The organism is Klebsiella sp. HMSC16A12, assembly GCF_001808265.1.
Lineage (GTDB): Bacteria > Pseudomonadota > Gammaproteobacteria > Enterobacterales > Enterobacteriaceae > Klebsiella > Klebsiella pneumoniae.
On record NZ_KV792609.1, the window covers coordinates 80,283 to 96,393 of the forward strand.

Annotated in this window: 18 protein-coding genes and 1 other annotated feature; of the genes, 11 read left to right on the forward strand and 7 right to left on the reverse strand. The window is 53.9% G+C overall.

Translation table 11 applies throughout. From position 1 onward, the window contains the following. A complete protein-coding gene (cls, locus tag HMPREF3140_RS12670) occupies positions 1-1,461 on the reverse strand; it encodes a cardiolipin synthase (protein WP_002910077.1) in 1,461 nt (486 codons plus the stop codon). A gap of 143 nt (positions 1,462-1,604) precedes the next feature. On the opposite strand from cls, the gene HMPREF3140_RS28330 reads away from it, so the two are divergent. After that, positions 1,605-1,778, forward strand: a complete 174-nt coding sequence (locus HMPREF3140_RS28330; protein ID WP_004194006.1) for a YciY family protein — start codon at positions 1,605-1,607, stop codon at positions 1,776-1,778. A gap of 500 nt (positions 1,779-2,278) precedes the next feature. Here the strand turns inward: HMPREF3140_RS28330 and HMPREF3140_RS12685 are convergent, their stop codons facing one another. The 3 genes from HMPREF3140_RS12685 to HMPREF3140_RS12695 form a co-directional block, all read right to left on the reverse strand. After that, a complete protein-coding gene (locus tag HMPREF3140_RS12685; RefSeq protein WP_004148751.1) occupies positions 2,279-2,926 on the reverse strand; it encodes a YceI family protein in 648 nt (215 codons plus the stop codon). Positions 2,927-3,353: 427 nt separating this feature from the next. Further along, a complete protein-coding gene (locus tag HMPREF3140_RS28780; protein ID WP_032411788.1) occupies positions 3,354-3,494 on the reverse strand; it encodes a hypothetical protein in 141 nt (46 codons plus the stop codon). A gap of 112 nt (positions 3,495-3,606) precedes the next feature. Beyond that, positions 3,607-3,903, reverse strand: a complete 297-nt coding sequence (locus HMPREF3140_RS12695) for a YciI family protein (RefSeq protein WP_002910042.1) — start codon at positions 3,901-3,903, stop codon at positions 3,607-3,609. Positions 3,904-4,113: 210 nt separating this feature from the next. Here HMPREF3140_RS12695 and tonB point away from each other — a divergent pair, with 210 nt between their 5' ends. Further along, positions 4,114-4,860, forward strand: a complete 747-nt coding sequence (gene tonB / locus HMPREF3140_RS12700) for a TonB system transport protein TonB (RefSeq protein WP_004145385.1) — start codon at positions 4,114-4,116, stop codon at positions 4,858-4,860. A gap of 43 nt (positions 4,861-4,903) precedes the next feature. Here tonB and HMPREF3140_RS12705 read toward each other — a convergent pair whose 3' ends face one another. The 3 genes from HMPREF3140_RS12705 to pfkB all read right to left on the reverse strand — a co-directional run bounded on the left by HMPREF3140_RS12705 (position 4,904) and on the right by pfkB (position 7,193). Further along, positions 4,904-5,776 carry a fructosamine kinase family protein gene (locus tag HMPREF3140_RS12705; protein ID WP_002910036.1) on the reverse strand — a complete coding sequence of 291 codons (873 nt, stop codon included), beginning with the start codon at positions 5,774-5,776 and terminating at the stop codon, positions 4,904-4,906. Positions 5,777-5,881: 105 nt separating this feature from the next. Then, entirely contained in the window at positions 5,882-6,166 is a 285-nt protein-coding gene (gene ghoS, locus HMPREF3140_RS12710; protein ID WP_002910033.1) for a type V toxin-antitoxin system endoribonuclease antitoxin GhoS, read from the reverse strand. 94 nt (positions 6,167-6,260) lie between these two features. Continuing rightward, positions 6,261-7,193 (reverse strand): 6-phosphofructokinase II, encoded by a 933-nt coding sequence (gene pfkB, locus HMPREF3140_RS12715; protein ID WP_004145382.1) that lies wholly within the window; start codon positions 7,191-7,193, stop codon positions 6,261-6,263. Between the two features lie 356 nt (positions 7,194-7,549). Here pfkB and HMPREF3140_RS12720 point away from each other — a divergent pair, with 356 nt between their 5' ends. From HMPREF3140_RS12720 to pheT, 9 genes are all read left to right on the forward strand, one after another. After that, the gene (locus HMPREF3140_RS12720) at positions 7,550-8,308 is read left to right on the forward strand and encodes a DUF481 domain-containing protein (protein WP_002910030.1); all 759 of its coding nucleotides are present in this window, start codon (positions 7,550-7,552) and stop codon (positions 8,306-8,308) included. A 271-nt stretch (positions 8,309-8,579) separates the two neighbouring features. Continuing rightward, positions 8,580-8,813 carry a YdgH/BhsA/McbA family protein gene (locus HMPREF3140_RS12725; RefSeq protein ID WP_015958606.1) on the forward strand — a complete coding sequence of 78 codons (234 nt, stop codon included), beginning with the start codon at positions 8,580-8,582 and terminating at the stop codon, positions 8,811-8,813. Between the two features lie 431 nt (positions 8,814-9,244). Then, complete coding sequence (gene thrS, locus HMPREF3140_RS12730; protein WP_002910026.1) at positions 9,245-11,173, forward strand: threonine--tRNA ligase; 1,929 nt, start codon at positions 9,245-9,247, stop codon at positions 11,171-11,173. Between the two features lie 3 nt (positions 11,174-11,176). Further along, positions 11,177-11,719: a translation initiation factor IF-3 gene (infC, locus tag HMPREF3140_RS12735; RefSeq protein ID WP_004189469.1), complete on the forward strand. Its 543-nt coding sequence runs from the start codon at positions 11,177-11,179 to the stop codon at positions 11,717-11,719. 92 nt (positions 11,720-11,811) lie between these two features. Continuing rightward, positions 11,812-12,009: a 50S ribosomal protein L35 gene (gene rpmI, locus HMPREF3140_RS12740; protein ID WP_001124225.1), complete on the forward strand. Its 198-nt coding sequence runs from the start codon at positions 11,812-11,814 to the stop codon at positions 12,007-12,009. A gap of 50 nt (positions 12,010-12,059) precedes the next feature. Then, positions 12,060-12,416 (forward strand): 50S ribosomal protein L20, encoded by a 357-nt coding sequence (gene rplT, locus HMPREF3140_RS12745; RefSeq protein ID WP_000124850.1) that lies wholly within the window; start codon positions 12,060-12,062, stop codon positions 12,414-12,416. Between the two features lie 118 nt (positions 12,417-12,534). Beyond that, positions 12,535-12,659 (forward strand) — a sequence feature (Phe leader region). Next, complete coding sequence (gene pheM / locus HMPREF3140_RS28785; protein ID WP_001386830.1) at positions 12,540-12,584, forward strand: pheST operon leader peptide PheM; 45 nt, start codon at positions 12,540-12,542, stop codon at positions 12,582-12,584. Its footprint overlaps the feature before it by 45 nt. Positions 12,660-12,722: 63 nt before the next feature. Next, positions 12,723-13,706 (forward strand): phenylalanine--tRNA ligase subunit alpha, encoded by a 984-nt coding sequence (gene pheS, locus HMPREF3140_RS12750; RefSeq protein WP_002909105.1) that lies wholly within the window; start codon positions 12,723-12,725, stop codon positions 13,704-13,706. Between the two features lie 15 nt (positions 13,707-13,721). Further along, positions 13,722-16,109 carry a phenylalanine--tRNA ligase subunit beta gene (gene pheT / locus HMPREF3140_RS12755; protein ID WP_015958605.1) on the forward strand — a complete coding sequence of 796 codons (2,388 nt, stop codon included), beginning with the start codon at positions 13,722-13,724 and terminating at the stop codon, positions 16,107-16,109. Positions 16,110-16,111 lie beyond the last annotated feature (2 nt).

Here is a 16,111-nt window from a genome sequence, read left to right on the forward strand (position 1 = left end):
TTACAGCAACGGGCTGAAGAAGTAAAACAGTCGCTCGGCGATCCGCTGCCACAGCGGACGTTTTAACCAGAGACGGGCATCCAGCAGGCGCGAGCGCGAGATATAATCATCCTGAACCGCCGCCAGATCGCTGCCGAAACCGGCGTCATCGATGACCAGGGTAATCTCGAAGTTGAGCCACAGGCTGCGCATATCCAGGTTGACGGTCCCCACAAGACTTAGCTCGCCATCGACCAGCACGCTCTTGGTATGCAACAGTCCGCCCTCAAACTGATAGATTTTGACCCCGGCCGCCAGCAGCTCGGTGAAGAAGGCCCGGCTGGCCCAGCCTACCAGCAGCGAATCGTTCTTGCGCGGTAAAATAATGCTCACGTCAACGCCGCGCTGGGCGGCGGTACAGATCGCATGCAGCAGGTCGTCGCTGGGTACGAAGTAGGGGGTGGTCATGATCAGATGCTCTTTCGCCGCATAGGCGGCGGTGAGGAGAGCCTGATGAATCAGATCTTCCGGAAAGCCCGGTCCGGAGGCGATCGTGTGAATAGTATGTCCGCTGGCCTCTTCGAACGGCATGATATTGACGTCCGGCGGCGGCGGCAGAATGCGCTTGCCGGTCTCTATTTCCCAGTCGCAGGAGTAGACGATGCCCATCGAGGTCGCCACCGGGCCTTCCATTCGCGCCATTAGATCAATCCACTGTCCGACTCCTGAGTCCTGTTTAAAGTAGCGCGGATCGACCATATTCATGCTGCCGGTGTAGGCGATATAGTTATCGATCATCACCATTTTACGATGCTGACGCAGGTCCATCCGGCGCAGGAACACGCGCATCAGGTTAACCTTAAGAGCTTCGACGACTTCAATACCGGCGTTACGCATCATCGCCGCCCATGGGCTGCGGAAAAAGGCCACGCTGCCCGCGGAGTCGAGCATTAGCCGACAGTGAACCCCGCGGCGAGCGGCGGCCATCAGCGATTCAGCGACGCTGTCGGCCATGCCGCCGGGCTGCCAGATATAAAAGACCATCTCTATGTTGTGACGGGCCAGCTGAATATCGCGGATCAGGGCCTGCATCACGTCGTCAGATTCCGTCAGCAGCTGTAGCTGGTTGCCTTTTACGCCGCCAATGCCCTGACGCCGTTCGCACAGCTTGAACAGGGATTCGGCCACCGGGCTGTTATCTTCCGCGAAGATATGTTTGCAGGCTTTGAGGTCGTTTAACCACTTGGCCGTCGAGGGCCACATCGCCCTGGCGCGCTCGGCCCGACGCTTGCCGAGATGCAGCTCGCCAAAGGAGAGATAGGCGATGATCCCCACCAGCGGCAGGATATAAATGATCAGCAACCATGCCATGGCGGACGGGACAGCGCGGCGTTTCATTAGAATTCGTAATGTTACACCGGCGATCAACAGCCAGTACCCCAGAATGACCAGCCAGTTCACCACCGTGTAAAAGGTTGTCATAGATGTAAAATCCTTTTGAATGACGATATGTGATGAGTTTACGCATCAGTATTTTTCTGGCAAATAAAAACGCAGCGAAAGCGGTAGTCAGTTGCTGGCAGAGGTTTATAATGGGGGCTGTTTTCACTCGTAGAGTCGTTGCAATGAAGCGTAGTAGAACGGAAGTAGGGCGCTGGCGCATGCTGAGACAGGTGAATCGCCGTAAAGCGCGCTGGCTGGAAGCCCAATCGCGCCGCAATATGCGGATCCTCGCTATCAGGAAGGGACTGGTGAAACGGCAGCGTCATGCCCTGCTGTTTATCTTCCCTGACAGCTAAGCGAGCAGGCAAACGGCACCGTACGCGGTGCCGTTGTCGTTTTCTCTCTGCGCTAAATTCCCGTTGCACATCGCCATAGGGCAATGATGGTTTTTCATGCTGCGATGCGACGACAAAACAGAGCTCCCGCCTCAGTGAAAAAGAGATGCTACGCCTGGCTTGTAATGACGGACGATAAGAGCCAGAGCCAAGTCATTTGCGGCGACAGGAATTAACCGTCAGATAGCATTTATTGCCGCTCAGGGTTTATTGCCGCTCAGGAAGGGCATGGGGTTGTTAAATGCTTAATGATATGACCGGCCAGCTGCGGTAACCAGGCGGGAACTGAGGGAATGAGAAAACAGACTCAGACAGGCAAGGGGGTTATTAAGCGGTCCAGCGCGTTGAAGCTCAATGAACCGACCGATCCTGACCATGAATAATCTGAGCCTGTTATATTATCCAGAGAGGCCATGCAATAAGCATCCTGAATAAAACGCAATCGTTGCGCCAGCTTTTACTTATTTTGCATAGGCTTCCGTGGATAACGTGATGGTGACGTTATCACTTACCGCCGGCACATATTTATCAAGCTTAAAGTCTGAACGTTTTATCACCCCGGTGGCATCAAATCCAATGGCCTCTTTTTTCACCATTGGGTGCATATCCTGCTTATTCAGGACGGCATGCAGGACCACCGGTTTGGTGATGCCTTTAATGGTCAAATTACCTTCCACATCATATTTATTGTCGCCTTTGCTTTCCACTTTGGTACTCTGGAAAGTGGCGTCGGGAAACGTTTTAACATCAAAATACTCTTTGCCTAAAAACTCATCCGTTAACGCCTTGACGTGAGCGTCAATGGTTTTCACTGGCAGCGTGACGTTCACCGAGGATTTCTCCGGATTCTCTTTATCAAAGGCCAGTTTCCCTGAAACATCAGAGATATAAGCGGTAGGGTTTGAGAAGCCGAAATGGTTCCAGGAGATCACAACCGAGGTATGCTGTGGATCAAGACTGTATTCCTTAGCCGCGGCTTGCGACACAGGAATATATAAGGCAAGTACAGAAAGCAATGCGGTTTTTTTCAGGGTATTCACACAATAATCCTCAAAATCGGCAGGTACATAAATGTTAGCCCAAAAAAATACAGGGCTTATTGAAAACATTTGTTATTCCCTTTCAAATTTTTTAATCAAGCAGTGATGCCCCTACTATCACTCTGCGTGAAGTTTACGCAACGAAATTAATAGGCTTTAAAAATGATGCTCAGCAACTTAACGCTGGCAGCGTAGTTAATATCCCTTTATGCCTGCCAGGTAAACCTTTGTCTGCAGGGGTGTTATTTCCACGTGCTTTCAAGCGGCTACGGTCCTGAATATAGCAAGAGGGGCTACGTTCGGTTCCGCGGCATCCGCAGTGGATGCCCAATAATATTTTTTTCGGGCTTTCATACCTGTCGGGAAGCAACTATCTTTCAGTAATTATTTTCTTTCTATTGCACTGTAGATTTATAGGGCTATATCAGGATGTGCTGACATTAAATGCAAGCGCTAAATAACAACGCGATCCTCCCTAACAGCCTTACACAAGGTATTAGTAATTCACTATCACGCGCGGCGTCGATGTTTTGTCAGCATTTTCTATTGCCGAAAAAAGCGAGGCGATGGTCGATGATGGGGTAGCAGGAGAAAGTGCGTGCTCATCTTCCAGGCTTCTCAGGCGGATAACAGTCAACGCTTTCGCGAGGTTAAAAAGGGCGACACTTCAATGTCGTGTACCAAAATGCGCCCTTCATTCTGATGACCTGGGTGTTTTTGTGGTTAGCCAGAAAAAGGAAAGGGTATTTTCAAAAAACCTTTTTGTATGGCTTAACAGAGACCTGGCGGTAAACCCCGGCGGCGATATACGGATCGTCATTGGCCCAGGCCTGGGCCGCTTCCAGCGATTCAAACTCGGCAATCACCGTTGAGCCGCTGAATCCTGCTGCGCCCGGTTCGTTACTGTCAACGGCCGGCATTGGCCCGGCGGTAAGCAGTCGGCCTTCATCGTGTAAGAGTTGTAAACGCGCGAGATGCGCGGGGCGAACCGACAGCCGCTTTTCCAGAGAATCGGCGATATCTTCAGCGTAGATAACGTAAAGCACGGCAAAGCTCCTTATCAATAATCAGGCGAATTACGTTAAGTTAAACAGCGATGGACTGCAATGCAAAGATGCGCTCTGGAGTGGAAAGCACTGCCGACGCAGCTTTTTTCTGCAAATGGCGGCAAAAATTGACTCAGGTTAAGACGCCTTATTGAATATGATTGCTATTTGCATTTAAAATCGGAGCATCATTTTTCAATAGAAACGACTATGAGCGCAATGACCCTTGATTTACCTCGCCGCTTTCCGTGGCCAACGCTGCTGTCCGTGGCTATCCACGGTGCCGTTGTGGCGGGGCTGCTTTATACCTCGGTACATCAGGTTATTGAACAGCCTTCTCCGACGCAGCCGATAGAGATCACAATGGTGGCGCCGGCCGATCTTGAGCCGCCTCCGGCGGCGCAGCCTGTCGTGGAGCCCGTTGTTGAACCCGAACCTGAGCCGGAGCCAGAGGTAGTGCCTGAACCGCCGAAAGAGGCGCCGGTGGTGATCCATAAACCGGAACCTAAGCCGAAGCCCAAACCTAAACCCAAGCCTAAGCCGGAGAAAAAGGTTGAACAGCCGAAGCGGGAAGTGAAGCCGGCAGCAGAGCCGCGTCCGGCCTCGCCGTTTGAAAACAACAATACGGCGCCGGCGCGTACAGCGCCAAGTACCTCGACCGCAGCGGCTAAACCCACCGTTACTGCTCCGAGCGGCCCGCGGGCGATCAGCCGCGTTCAGCCGTCCTATCCGGCGCGCGCTCAGGCGCTGCGCATTGAAGGGACGGTACGGGTGAAGTTTGACGTTTCGCCTGATGGCCGCATTGATAATCTGCAGATCCTCTCTGCTCAGCCGGCGAATATGTTCGAACGCGAGGTGAAAAGCGCGATGCGCAGATGGCGTTATCAGCAGGGAAGACCGGGTACCGGCGTAACGATGACCATCAAATTCCGCCTGAACGGCGTCGAGATTAACTGATAAAACGCTGCGGCGGACCTGCAAGGTCCGCCGTGAAGCTTGTTTAACGCATTTTCTCCATCAATACATCATCCAGCGCCTGCTGGGCCGTTACCAGGTGCTGGCCGCCAAACAAAATCGCTCTGTTCAGCAGAGTATAAAGCTGATAAATCGGCTGACGATCGAGAAAACCCGATGGCAGAGGCGAAACGGACTGATAGCCGTCATAGATTTGCGGGGGCTGTTCCGGATGCATCGGCAGCATGGCTAAATCGCACTCGCGGTCGCCCCAGTAGCAGGCGGGATCGAATATATAGGGGCCATCCGGCCCTAAGGCGCAGTTGCCGGACCACAGATCCCCGTGCAGCAGCGAAGGCTGCGGCTGATGGTTGGCCAGTCGCTGCTGTACCATATCGACTAAGGTATCGATATCGCCAAAGTGCAATCCCTTCTCCGCCGCGAGCTCCAGCTGCCAGCCGATACGCTGCTCGGCAAAAAAAACCGACCAGCGACGCTGCCAGGCGTTGGGCTGCGGCGTGGTGGAAAGATCGTTATCAAAATCCAGACCGAACTGCGGCTGATCGCTCCACTGATGGAGGTGGGCTAGCTGCTGGCCAAGCAGAAACGCATTGTGCGCATCCAGCGGACGGGGAGGGAGGTACTCCATGACCACGAAGCTATAGTCGCGATCGCTGCCGACGGCAAAGACCTGCGGTACGCGAACGGTTTTGCTTCGCGACAGCAGCTCCAGCTGATCGGACTCGGCGGTGAAGATAGGCAGAAGTTCCCGTTCGTCGCATTTCACGAAGTAATCTTTCCCGCCGAAGCGTAAATGCCAGGCGGAATGGATCTCTCCACCGGGCAGCTCGGTTTTCAGTTCGATTTCAGCGTCTTCGGTATGCCAATCGCGTAAAAGAGTACTGATTGCTTGCCACATGCTGTCTCTCCCCATGTTTTCCACCATATCATAAGGTTAGCGCATTACTACCGGGTAAACCTGGAACTGACGCACAACTGACGCTTTCCGTTGCGCTAAACGCACTTATTGAGCTTTTAACCACTCGGCGAATGTGGCCACAGCGATTTCCGCCGGGCGGCCAAGGGCCGCTTCCGCCAGGCCAGCGCTGAGGGCCTTAACTTCCTCGGCCGTCTGGCCGCTCAGCAGGCCGAAGGTGTTGGTACCCAGCTCATGGGGCGTGCCCTCTTCATCATTGAGCGTCAGTACAAACCCGGCACGGGTAAAATGGTTGCTTACCTCATTGATCTCCGTCAGCGCCTGTTCATGGAAGGTCACGCTGACGACCCAGGCGGTAATCTCATTGCTCATCTCTACACCCCGTTGTTATGCATGGCCTTTCCAGCATAGACCATCCTGCTTATATTGTGATTCCCCTCCGCCTGCGCGGAGGGGGCCGGGAAGATCAACGCCCGCAGAGATAATCATAGATTTTTTGCGTATTGGCCCGCGAGCAGAGGCGGGTGCCCTGGTTGATGGTCGCGGCGCTACCGGCGGCGACGCCAAAGCGAACCATGTCTTCAAGGCTGGCGTTTTCCGCCAGACGCAAGGTCATGGCGCCCACCATGCTGTCGCCAGCCCCGACGGTGCTCTGGCTTTTCATCGGTGGCGGCACAACCTGAACGCTGCCGCTGGCGTCCACGCCTAACGCCCCCTGCGGACCCAGGGAGACCACCACCCGGCGCACTTTACCGGACTGGATCAACGACTGAGCGGCAAGGCGCACGTCATCGGGTTGGCTGAGATCGCGCTGCACGAGGGCGCTAAGCTCTTTCTGGTTCGGTTTCACCAGCTCAATATTGCCGACGTCCAGCGCGGCGGCCAGCGCATCGCCGGAACTGTCAATGATGCAGCGCAGTCCCTGCTGTTGCGCATTTTTCACCAGCTGCATCAGGTTATCGACGCTAATACCTGGCGGCAGGCTGCCGCTGACCACCAGCAGAGAGCCGGGTTCGATAGTCAGAACCTTCTCTTCCAGACGGCGGAATTCATCGTCCGTCAGTGCCGCGCCGGGCATAACGAAGCGATACTGTTCGCCGCTGGCGGCCACGTGGACGTGCAGGTTTTGCCGCGTCCAGTCGCGGGTTTCGACGGTCTCGACCGGCACCTGCTCATCGGCCAGCAGGGCGGCAAGATGCTCGCCGGTAGCGCCACCGACCGGGAAAATGGCGGTGGCTTTGCCGCCGAGAAAGGTCACGGCGCGGGCCACATTGATCCCGCCGCCGCCAGGTTCAAATACCGGCGCGCTGCAGCGAAGTTTGCCTTCCGGGTAGATCTGTGGGGTTTGCGTGGCGCTATCCAGCGAGGGGGCCAGCGTGAGCGTGTAAATTTTGGTCATTCCTTCTCCTCCTTAATACGGCGACTGTCGTTAATTTAAGCATGGCACGATGACTCGGGGAGGGAAAGTCCAGTTCCTGACAGTTTTGCAAAGATGCCTCTATTTTCATTATGAAATAAAGATTGTTTCCGGAGCTGTCTTATTCAAAAAACGAAAGAGTAAGTGATTGCTATGTTATTCGTGCTTTTTTATAATTTGCTACCTTTCTTAGGACCTGCACTCCGCGATCCTCGCGAAAGTTTCCGGGACCCTCAGGTCTCTTTTATGTTGTACGGACGCTAAATTCAATGAGCCGGCGAGATTATGCCTGTTCATCATTTGTACTGTCCTAAAAAAATGTATTTTAGAGAGTTATAATGAAGCTTTTAAAGACAGTACCCGCAGCGGTTATGCTGGCGGGGGGGCTTTTTGCGTCTGTTGGCGCAATGGCCGATGATTCTGTATTTACCGTCATGGATGACCCTTCCGCTGCCAAAAAACCGTTCGAAGGGGTGGTTAACGCAGGCTACCTGGCGCAGTCCGGCAACACCAAGAGCTCTTCGATGACGGCGGATTCCACCCTGACCTGGTATGGTAATACCACCGCCTGGTCGCTGTGGGGCAACGCCAGCAACACGTCGTCCAATGATGAGCGATCCTCAGAAAAATATGCTGTCGGCGGACGTAGCCGCTACAACCTGACCGATATGAACTATGTTTTTGGTCAGGGTAGCTGGCTAACTGACCGCTACAACGGCTATCAACAGCGCGATGTTGTGACGGCGGGCTATGGTCGTCAGATCCTCAACGGGCCGGTGCACAGTCTGCGGTTTGAATTCGGTCCTGGCGTTCGCTATGACGAATATACCGACGGGGATACTGATACCCAGCCGCTGGGTTATGCTTCGGGTACATGGGCCTGGCAGATGACCGATAACGCCAAATTTTCGCAAGGGGTATCGGTGTTCGGCGCCGAGGACACCACGGTCAACTCAGAGAGCGCGTTAAACGTGGCGATTAACGCCCATTTCGCCCTGAAGGTCGCCTACAACGTGACCTGGAACTCTGAGCCGCCTGCGTCCGCGCCGGAGCATACCGATCGCCGGACCTCGCTCTCCCTCGGGTATAAGATGTAATATTTCAGGCCGGGTTTTCCCCGGCCTGTTCGTTTTGGTTTTAGCAATTAGTGATATTATTTTTTCTGGCCGTTCGTTTTACTTTTTGTAAAAAGGAAATAGCCCTCCATTTTTTCTCCATTATTCACGAGCGCCTGACAAATATTCATTCTATTTGACACAAATAGCTAAATATTCGACGGACAAATATGTGATCTGGATCTATACTAACAAGCACTGACCGGAGGGCGACATTGCCCGGTCTGATTTCCGTAATAAGAGAATTAACATCATGAAAAACAATCGTTATACCATCGCAGCCCTGGCGCTGTGCGTGCTTTCTTTTGGCGCATCAGCCGCCACGCCCGTTCCGCCATCGGGTCATCAGGATCATACCCAGGTAGGTATCGCCAAAGCCACTGACGTTGAGGCTGGTTCGAATATTGCGCCCGGCGCCCCTACCACCGGAAAATCCATGAACGACGCCTTTAATGTGCATACGCTGATGGCCGGCGAGTGGTCTTAATATTGCAGGCTATCGTTTCGCGAGCGGTCTAATAAGCCGGGTTAAGTGGTACCGGTTTAATGGCCCGCGGTATACATTCAGCAGGTAATATCTCTACCTCTCTTTTATCATGTCCGAATAATATCGTCCGGCGCCATTGGCCAATATTACCGCGCCACATCGCTTATATTCTGCTTTTTATCCGTGGCCCTCTTGTTTTCTCCGCATTCCGCCATCATTTATGCTGTCGCGGCTTTAATCACGTACCAATGATGTGTAAACTACTCCCCGGTGTTATCAGCAGGCGGCTGCAGGGGGGAGCGATCGTTCCGGTCGTGCTCCTATTTTCGCAGAGTGAAGCGGGAACTGCGCCTTAACCTGATGATAATTATGATTATATAGTTTTGTATGTGCTCTTTCGTGCGGGGCACCACTGCAAATAAGGACATAAAATGCCTGTAATTACGCTTCCTGATGGCAGCCAACGCCATTTTGACCACGCAGTTAGTCCGATGGATGTCGCGCTGGATATCGGTCCAGGCCTGGCGAAAGCCACCATTGCCGGGCGGGTAAACGGTGAACTGGTAGACGCCTGTGACCCGATCGAATCCGATTCCACTCTCTCTATCATCACCGCGAAAGATGAAGAAGGGCTGGAGATCATTCGTCACTCCTGCGCGCACCTGTTAGGCCATGCCATCAAACAGCTATGGCCCAACACCAAAATGGCTATCGGTCCGGTTGTCGATAATGGTTTCTACTATGACGTAGACCTCGACCACACCCTGACCCAGGAAGATATCGACGCGCTCGAAAAACGTATGCATGAGCTCGCCGAGAAAAACTACGACGTTATCAAGAAGAAAGTGAGCTGGCATGAAGCGCGTGAAACCTTCGTGAAACGCGGCGAAAGCTATAAAGTTTCTATTCTTGATGAAAACATTGCCCATGATGACAAGCCTGGCCTGTATCATCATGAAGAATATATCGATATGTGCCGCGGTCCGCACGTACCGAACATGCGCTTCTGCCATCACTTTAAGCTGATGAAAACCGCCGGAGCCTACTGGCGCGGCGACAGCAACAATAAAATGTTGCAGCGTATCTACGGCACCGCGTGGGCAGATAAAAAAGCGCTGAATGCCTACCTGCAGCGTCTGGAAGAAGCCGCCAAGCGTGACCACCGTAAAATCGGTAAGCAGCTCGACCTGTATCACATGCAGGAAGAGGCGCCGGGGATGGTGTTCTGGCACAATGACGGCTGGACCATCTTCCGTGAACTGGAAACGTTTGTTCGTTCTAAACTGAAAGAGTACCAGTATCAGGAAGTAAAAGGTCCGTTCATGATGGACCGTGTGCTGTGGGAAAAAACCGGCCACTGGGACAACTACAAAGATGCGATGTTCACCACCTCTTCTGAGAACCGTGAATACTGTATCAAGCCGATGAACTGCCCGGGTCACGTGCAGATCTTCAACCAGGGGCTGAAATCCTACCGCGACCTGCCGCTGCGTATGGCGGAATTCGGTAGCTGCCACCGTAACGAACCGTCTGGCGCGCTGCATGGTCTGATGCGCGTGCGCGGCTTTACCCAGGATGATGCGCATATCTTCTGTACTGAAGATCAGGTTCGCGATGAAGTGAACGCCTGTATTCGTATGGTCTACGATATGTATAGCACCTTTGGCTTCGAGAAGATCGTCGTCAAACTGTCGACTCGCCCGGAAAAACGTATCGGTAGCGACGAGACCTGGGATCGCGCGGAAGCGGATCTGGCGGTGGCGCTGGAAGAAAATAACATCCCATTTGAATATCAACTGGGTGAAGGGGCGTTCTACGGCCCGAAAATTGAATTTACCCTGTATGACTGCCTCGATCGTGCATGGCAGTGCGGTACCGTACAGCTGGACTTCTCTCTGCCGCAGCGTTTAAGCGCCTCCTATGTGGGCGAAAACAACGAGCGTCAGGTGCCGGTCATGATTCACCGTGCGATTCTCGGTTCTCTGGAGCGCTTCATTGGCATCCTGACCGAAGAGTTCGCAGGCTTCTTCCCAACCTGGATTGCACCAGTGCAGGTAGTGGTCATGAATATTACCGATTCTCAGGCTGAATACGTTAACGAATTGACGCGTAAACTACAAAATGCGGGCATTCGTGTAAAAGCAGACTTGAGAAATGAGAAGATTGGCTTTAAAATCCGCGAGCACACTTTACGTCGTGTCCCGTATATGTTGGTCTGTGGCGACAAAGAAGTCGAAGCCGGCAAAGTGGCCGTGCGCACCCGTCGCGGGAAAGACCTCGGCAGCATGGACGTAAATGAAGTGATCGAGAAGCTGCAACAAGAGATTCGCAGCCGCAGTCTTCAACAACTGGAGGAATAAGGTATTAAAGGCGGAAAACGAGTTCAAACGGCACGTCCGAATCGTATTAATGGCGAGATTCGCGCCCAGGAAGTTCGCTTAACAGGTCTGGAAGGTGAGCAGCTGGGAATTGTGAGTCTGAGAGAAGCTATCGAAAAGGCTGAAGAGGCTGGAGTAGATTTAGTTGAAATCAGCCCTAACGCCGAGCCGCCAGTTTGTCGTATCATGGACTACGGCAAGTTCCTTTATGAAAAGAGTAAGTCTTCTAAGGAACAGAAGAAGAAGCAGAAAGTTATCCAGGTTAAGGAAATTAAATTCCGCCCTGGTACTGATGAAGGTGACTATCAGGTAAAACTCCGCAGCCTGATTCGCTTTCTCGAAGATGGCGATAAGGCCAAGATCACGCTGCGTTTCCGCGGTCGTGAGATGGCCCACCAGCAGATCGGTATGGAAGTGCTTAACCGCGTGAAAGACGATCTGGTTGAACTGGCAGTAGTCGAATCCTTCCCAACGAAGATCGAAGGCCGCCAGATGATCATGGTGCTCGCTCCTAAGAAGAAACAGTAAGGCCATCAAGAAACATTTCCGGTGGGCTTCGGCTCACTGGTTTTGTTCGCCTTTGTTTCGTTTATTAACAATGCGAAGTGGAAGTTATTAAAATGCCAAAAATTAAGACCGTACGCGGTGCTGCTAAGCGCTTCAAAAAAACCGGTAAAGGTGGTTTTAAGCACAAGCACGCTAACCTGCGTCACATTCTGACTAAAAAAGCTACCAAGCGTAAACGTCACCTGCGTCCGAAAGCCATGGTTTCCAAAGGCGATCTGGGCCTGGTTATCGCGTGCCTGCCGTACGCATAAGTCGTTAACGTTTAACTTTTTTAACTTAGAATAGATACAGGAGAGCACACATGGCTCGCGTAAAACGTGGTGTAATTGCACGTGCACGTCACAAGAAAATTTTGAAACAAGCTAAAGGCTACTACGGTGCGCGTTCTCGCGTATACCGCGTTGCCTTCCAGGCTGTTATCAAAGCTGGTCAGTACGCTTACCGTGACCGTCGTCAACGTAAACGTCAGTTCCGTCAACTGTGGATTGCACGTATCAACGCAGCAGCACGTCAGAACGGTATTTCTTACAGCAAATTCATCAATGGCCTGAAAAAAGCCTCTGTTGAAATCGACCGTAAGATCCTGGCTGACATCGCTGTATTCGACAAAGTAGCGTTCACCGCTCTGGTCGAAAAAGCGAAAGCAGCTCTGGCATAAGCCAGTTGAAAGAGGGAGCTTGTCTCCCTCTTTTCGTTTCAACACCATCAATACATTGACTTTTATCGGCGCAGGCTTTTCAATACAGCTCTGACGTTTCTTACCAGACAAGGTAATGCAAGCATGAATGCTGCTATTTTCCGCTTCTTTTTTTACTTTAGCACCTGAACTCAGGGGGCTTGCGCGTGAAAGAAGAAACGGAAAACAGCGCCAGAAAGCCTCCCCTGTGGAGGCTTTTTTCGTATATGGATTCGGAATATTAATTTCACTATAACCGGTGTCTGCACCGACATAATGAGGAAAACCATGTCACATCTCGCAGAGCTGGTTGCCAGTGCCAAGGCAGCCATTAACGAGGCATCAGATGTTGCTGCGCTGGACAACGTCCGCGTGGAATACCTGGGTAAAAAAGGGCATCTGACCCTGCAAATGACCACCCTGCGTGAGCTGCCGCCGGAAGAGCGTCCGGCAGCCGGTGCGGTCATCAACGAGGCGAAAGAGCAGGTGCAGCAGGCGCTGAACGCGCGTAAAGCTGAACTGGAAGGCGCAGCGCTGAATGCGCGTCTGGCCGCAGAGACCATTGACGTCTCGCTGCCGGGTCGCCGCATTGAAAACGGCGGCCTGCATCCGGTTACTCGCACCATCGACCGTATTGAAAGTTTCTTCGGTGAGCTCGGCTTTACCGTGGCGACGGGCCCGGAAATCGAAGACGATTACCACAACTTCGATGCGCTGAATATTCCGGGTCACCATCCGGCGCGCGCTGACCACGACACTTTCTGGTTCGATGCCACTCGCCTGCTGCGTACGCAGACCTCCGGCGTGCAGATCCGCACCATGGAAAACCAGCAGCCGCCTATCCGTATTATCGCGCCGGGCCGCGTCTATCGTAACGACTACGATCAGACCCACACCCCGATGTTCCATCAGATGGAAGGTCTGATCGTTGATAAAAATATCAGCTTCACCAACCTGAAAGGGACGCTGCACGACTTCCTGAACAACTTCTTTGAAGAAGATCTGCAGGTCCGCTTCCGTCCGTCCTACTTCCCGTTCACCGAACCGTCTGCGGAAGTTGACGTAATGGGTAAAAACGGCAAATGGCTGGAAGTGCTGGGCTGCGGGATGGTGCACCCGAACGTGCTGCGTAACGTGGGTATCGATCCGGAAGTCTACTCCGGCTTCGCCTTCGGCATGGGCATGGAGCGTCTGACCATGCTGCGCTATGGCGTCACCGATCTGCGCGCGTTCTTCGAAAACGATCTGCGTTTCCTCAAACAGTTTAAATAAGGGCAGGACAGAACAATGAAATTCAGTGAACTGTGGTTACGCGAATGGGTTAACCCGGCGATCGACAGCGAAGCGCTTTCCGATCAGATCACCATGGCGGGCCTCGAAGTAGATGGCGTTGAGCCGGTTGCCGGCAGCTTCAACGGCGTCGTAGTCGGGGAAGTGGTGGAGTGCGGTCAGCACCCGAACGCCGACAAACTGCGCGTCACCAAAGTCAACGTCGGCGGCGAACGCCTGCTGGACATCGTCTGCGGCGCGCCAAACTGCCGTCAGGGGCTAAAGGTCGCGGTAGCCACCATCGGCGCCGTGCTGCCGGGCGATTTCAAAATCAAGGCCGCGAAGCTGCGCGGCGAGCCGTCTGAGGGGATGCTGTGCTCCTTCTCCGAGCTGGGTATTTCCGACGACCATAGCGGTATCATCGAGCTGCCGGCAGATGCGCCCATCGGCACCGATATTCGCGAATACCTCAAGCTTGACGATAACACCATCGAAATCAGCGTCACGCCAAACCGCGCCGATTGCCTGGGCATCATCGGTGTGGCGCGCGATGTCGCTGTCCTGAACAAAGCGCCGCTGAACGCGCCGGAAATCACGCCGGTTGCCGCGACGATTGACGACGTGCTGCCGATTCAGGTTGACGCGCCGCAGGCTTGCCCGCGCTATCTGGGGCGCGTGGTGAAAGGTATCAACGTCAAAGCGCCGACGCCGCTGTGGATGAAAGAGAAGCTGCGCCGCTGCGGGATCCGCTCCATCGACGCGGTGGTTGACGTGACCAACTATGTGCTGCTTGAGCTGGGCCAGCCGATGCACGCCTTTGACCGCGACCGTATTGAAGGCGGGATCGTGGTGCGCATGGCGAAAGAAGGGGAAACTCTGGTCCTGCTCGATGGCTCTGAAGCAAAGCTCGACAGCGACACGCTGGTCATTGCAGACCATAACAAAGCGCTGGCGATGGGGGGGATCTTCGGCGGGGAACACTCCGGCGTTAACGACGAAACCCAGAACGTGCTGCTGGAATGCGCGTTCTTCAGCCCGCTGTCCATTACCGGCCGCGCGCGCCGTCATGGCCTGCACACCGATGCCTCTCACCGCTATGAGCGCGGCGTCGATCCGGCCCTGCAGTATAAAGCGCTGGAGCGTGCCACCCGTCTGCTGATCGACCTCTGCGGCGGTGAAGCCGGCCCGGTCATTGACGTTACCAGCAAAGAGAATCTACCAACACGCGCCACCATTACGCTGCGTCGCAGCAAGCTGGATCGCCTGATTGGCCACCATATCGACGACGCGCAGGTCACCGACATTCTGCAGCGCCTCGGCTGCGAAGTGACGGTTGGTGAGGGCGAATGGCAGGCGGTTGCGCCGAGCTGGCGTTTCGACATGGAGATCGAAGAAGATCTGGTTGAAGAAGTGGCTCGCGTTTACGGCTACAACAACATTCCTGACGAGCCGGTGCAGGCGGGTCTGATCATGGGAACCCACCGCGAAGCGGACCTGTCGCTGAAGCGCGTGAAAACGCTGCTGAACGACAAAGGCTATCAGGAAGTGATCACCTACAGCTTCGTCGACCCGAAAGTCCAGCAGCTGATCCACGCCGGGGAAGAGGCGCTTATCCTGCCAAGCCCGATCTCCAGCGAAATGTCGGCTATGCGCCTGTCGCTGTGGACTGGCCTGCTGGGCACCGTGGTCTACAACCAGAACCGTCAGCAGAGCCGGGTGCGCATCTTTGAGAGCGGCCTGCGCTTTGTGCCGGACACCAATGCGCCGCTGGGCATTCGTCAGGATGTGATGCTGGCCGGGGCGATCTGCGGCAACCGCTACGAAGAGCACTGGACACTGGCGAAAGAGACGGTCGATTTCTATGATCTGAAAGGCGATCTGGAAGCCGTTCTGGATTTAACCGGAAAATTGGCGGATATCGAATTCCGTGCTGAAGCGACCACCGCGCTGCATCCGGGACAATCCGCAGCGATTTATCTTAAAGGTGAACGCATTGGTTTCATTGGGGTTGTTCATCCTGAGCTGGAACGTAAACTGGATCTGAACGGTCGCACTCTGGTGTTCGAACTGGAGTGGAACAAGCTCGCAGACCGCGTGGTGCCTCAGGCGCGCGATATTTCCCGCTTCCCGGCGAACCGTCGCGACATCGCGGTGCTGGTCGCGGAAAACGTGGCTGCCGCCGATGTTTTAGCCGAATGTAAGAAAGTTGGCGTAAATCAGGTAGTTGGCGTAAACTTATTTGACGTGTACCGTGGTAAGGGTGTGGCGGAAGGGTATAAGAGCCTTGCGATTAGCCTGATCCTGCAGGATACCAGCCGTACACTCGAAGAAGAGGAGATTGCCGCTACCGTTGCCAGATGTGTAGAGGCATTAAAAGAGCGATTCCAGGCATCATTGAGGGATTGAAC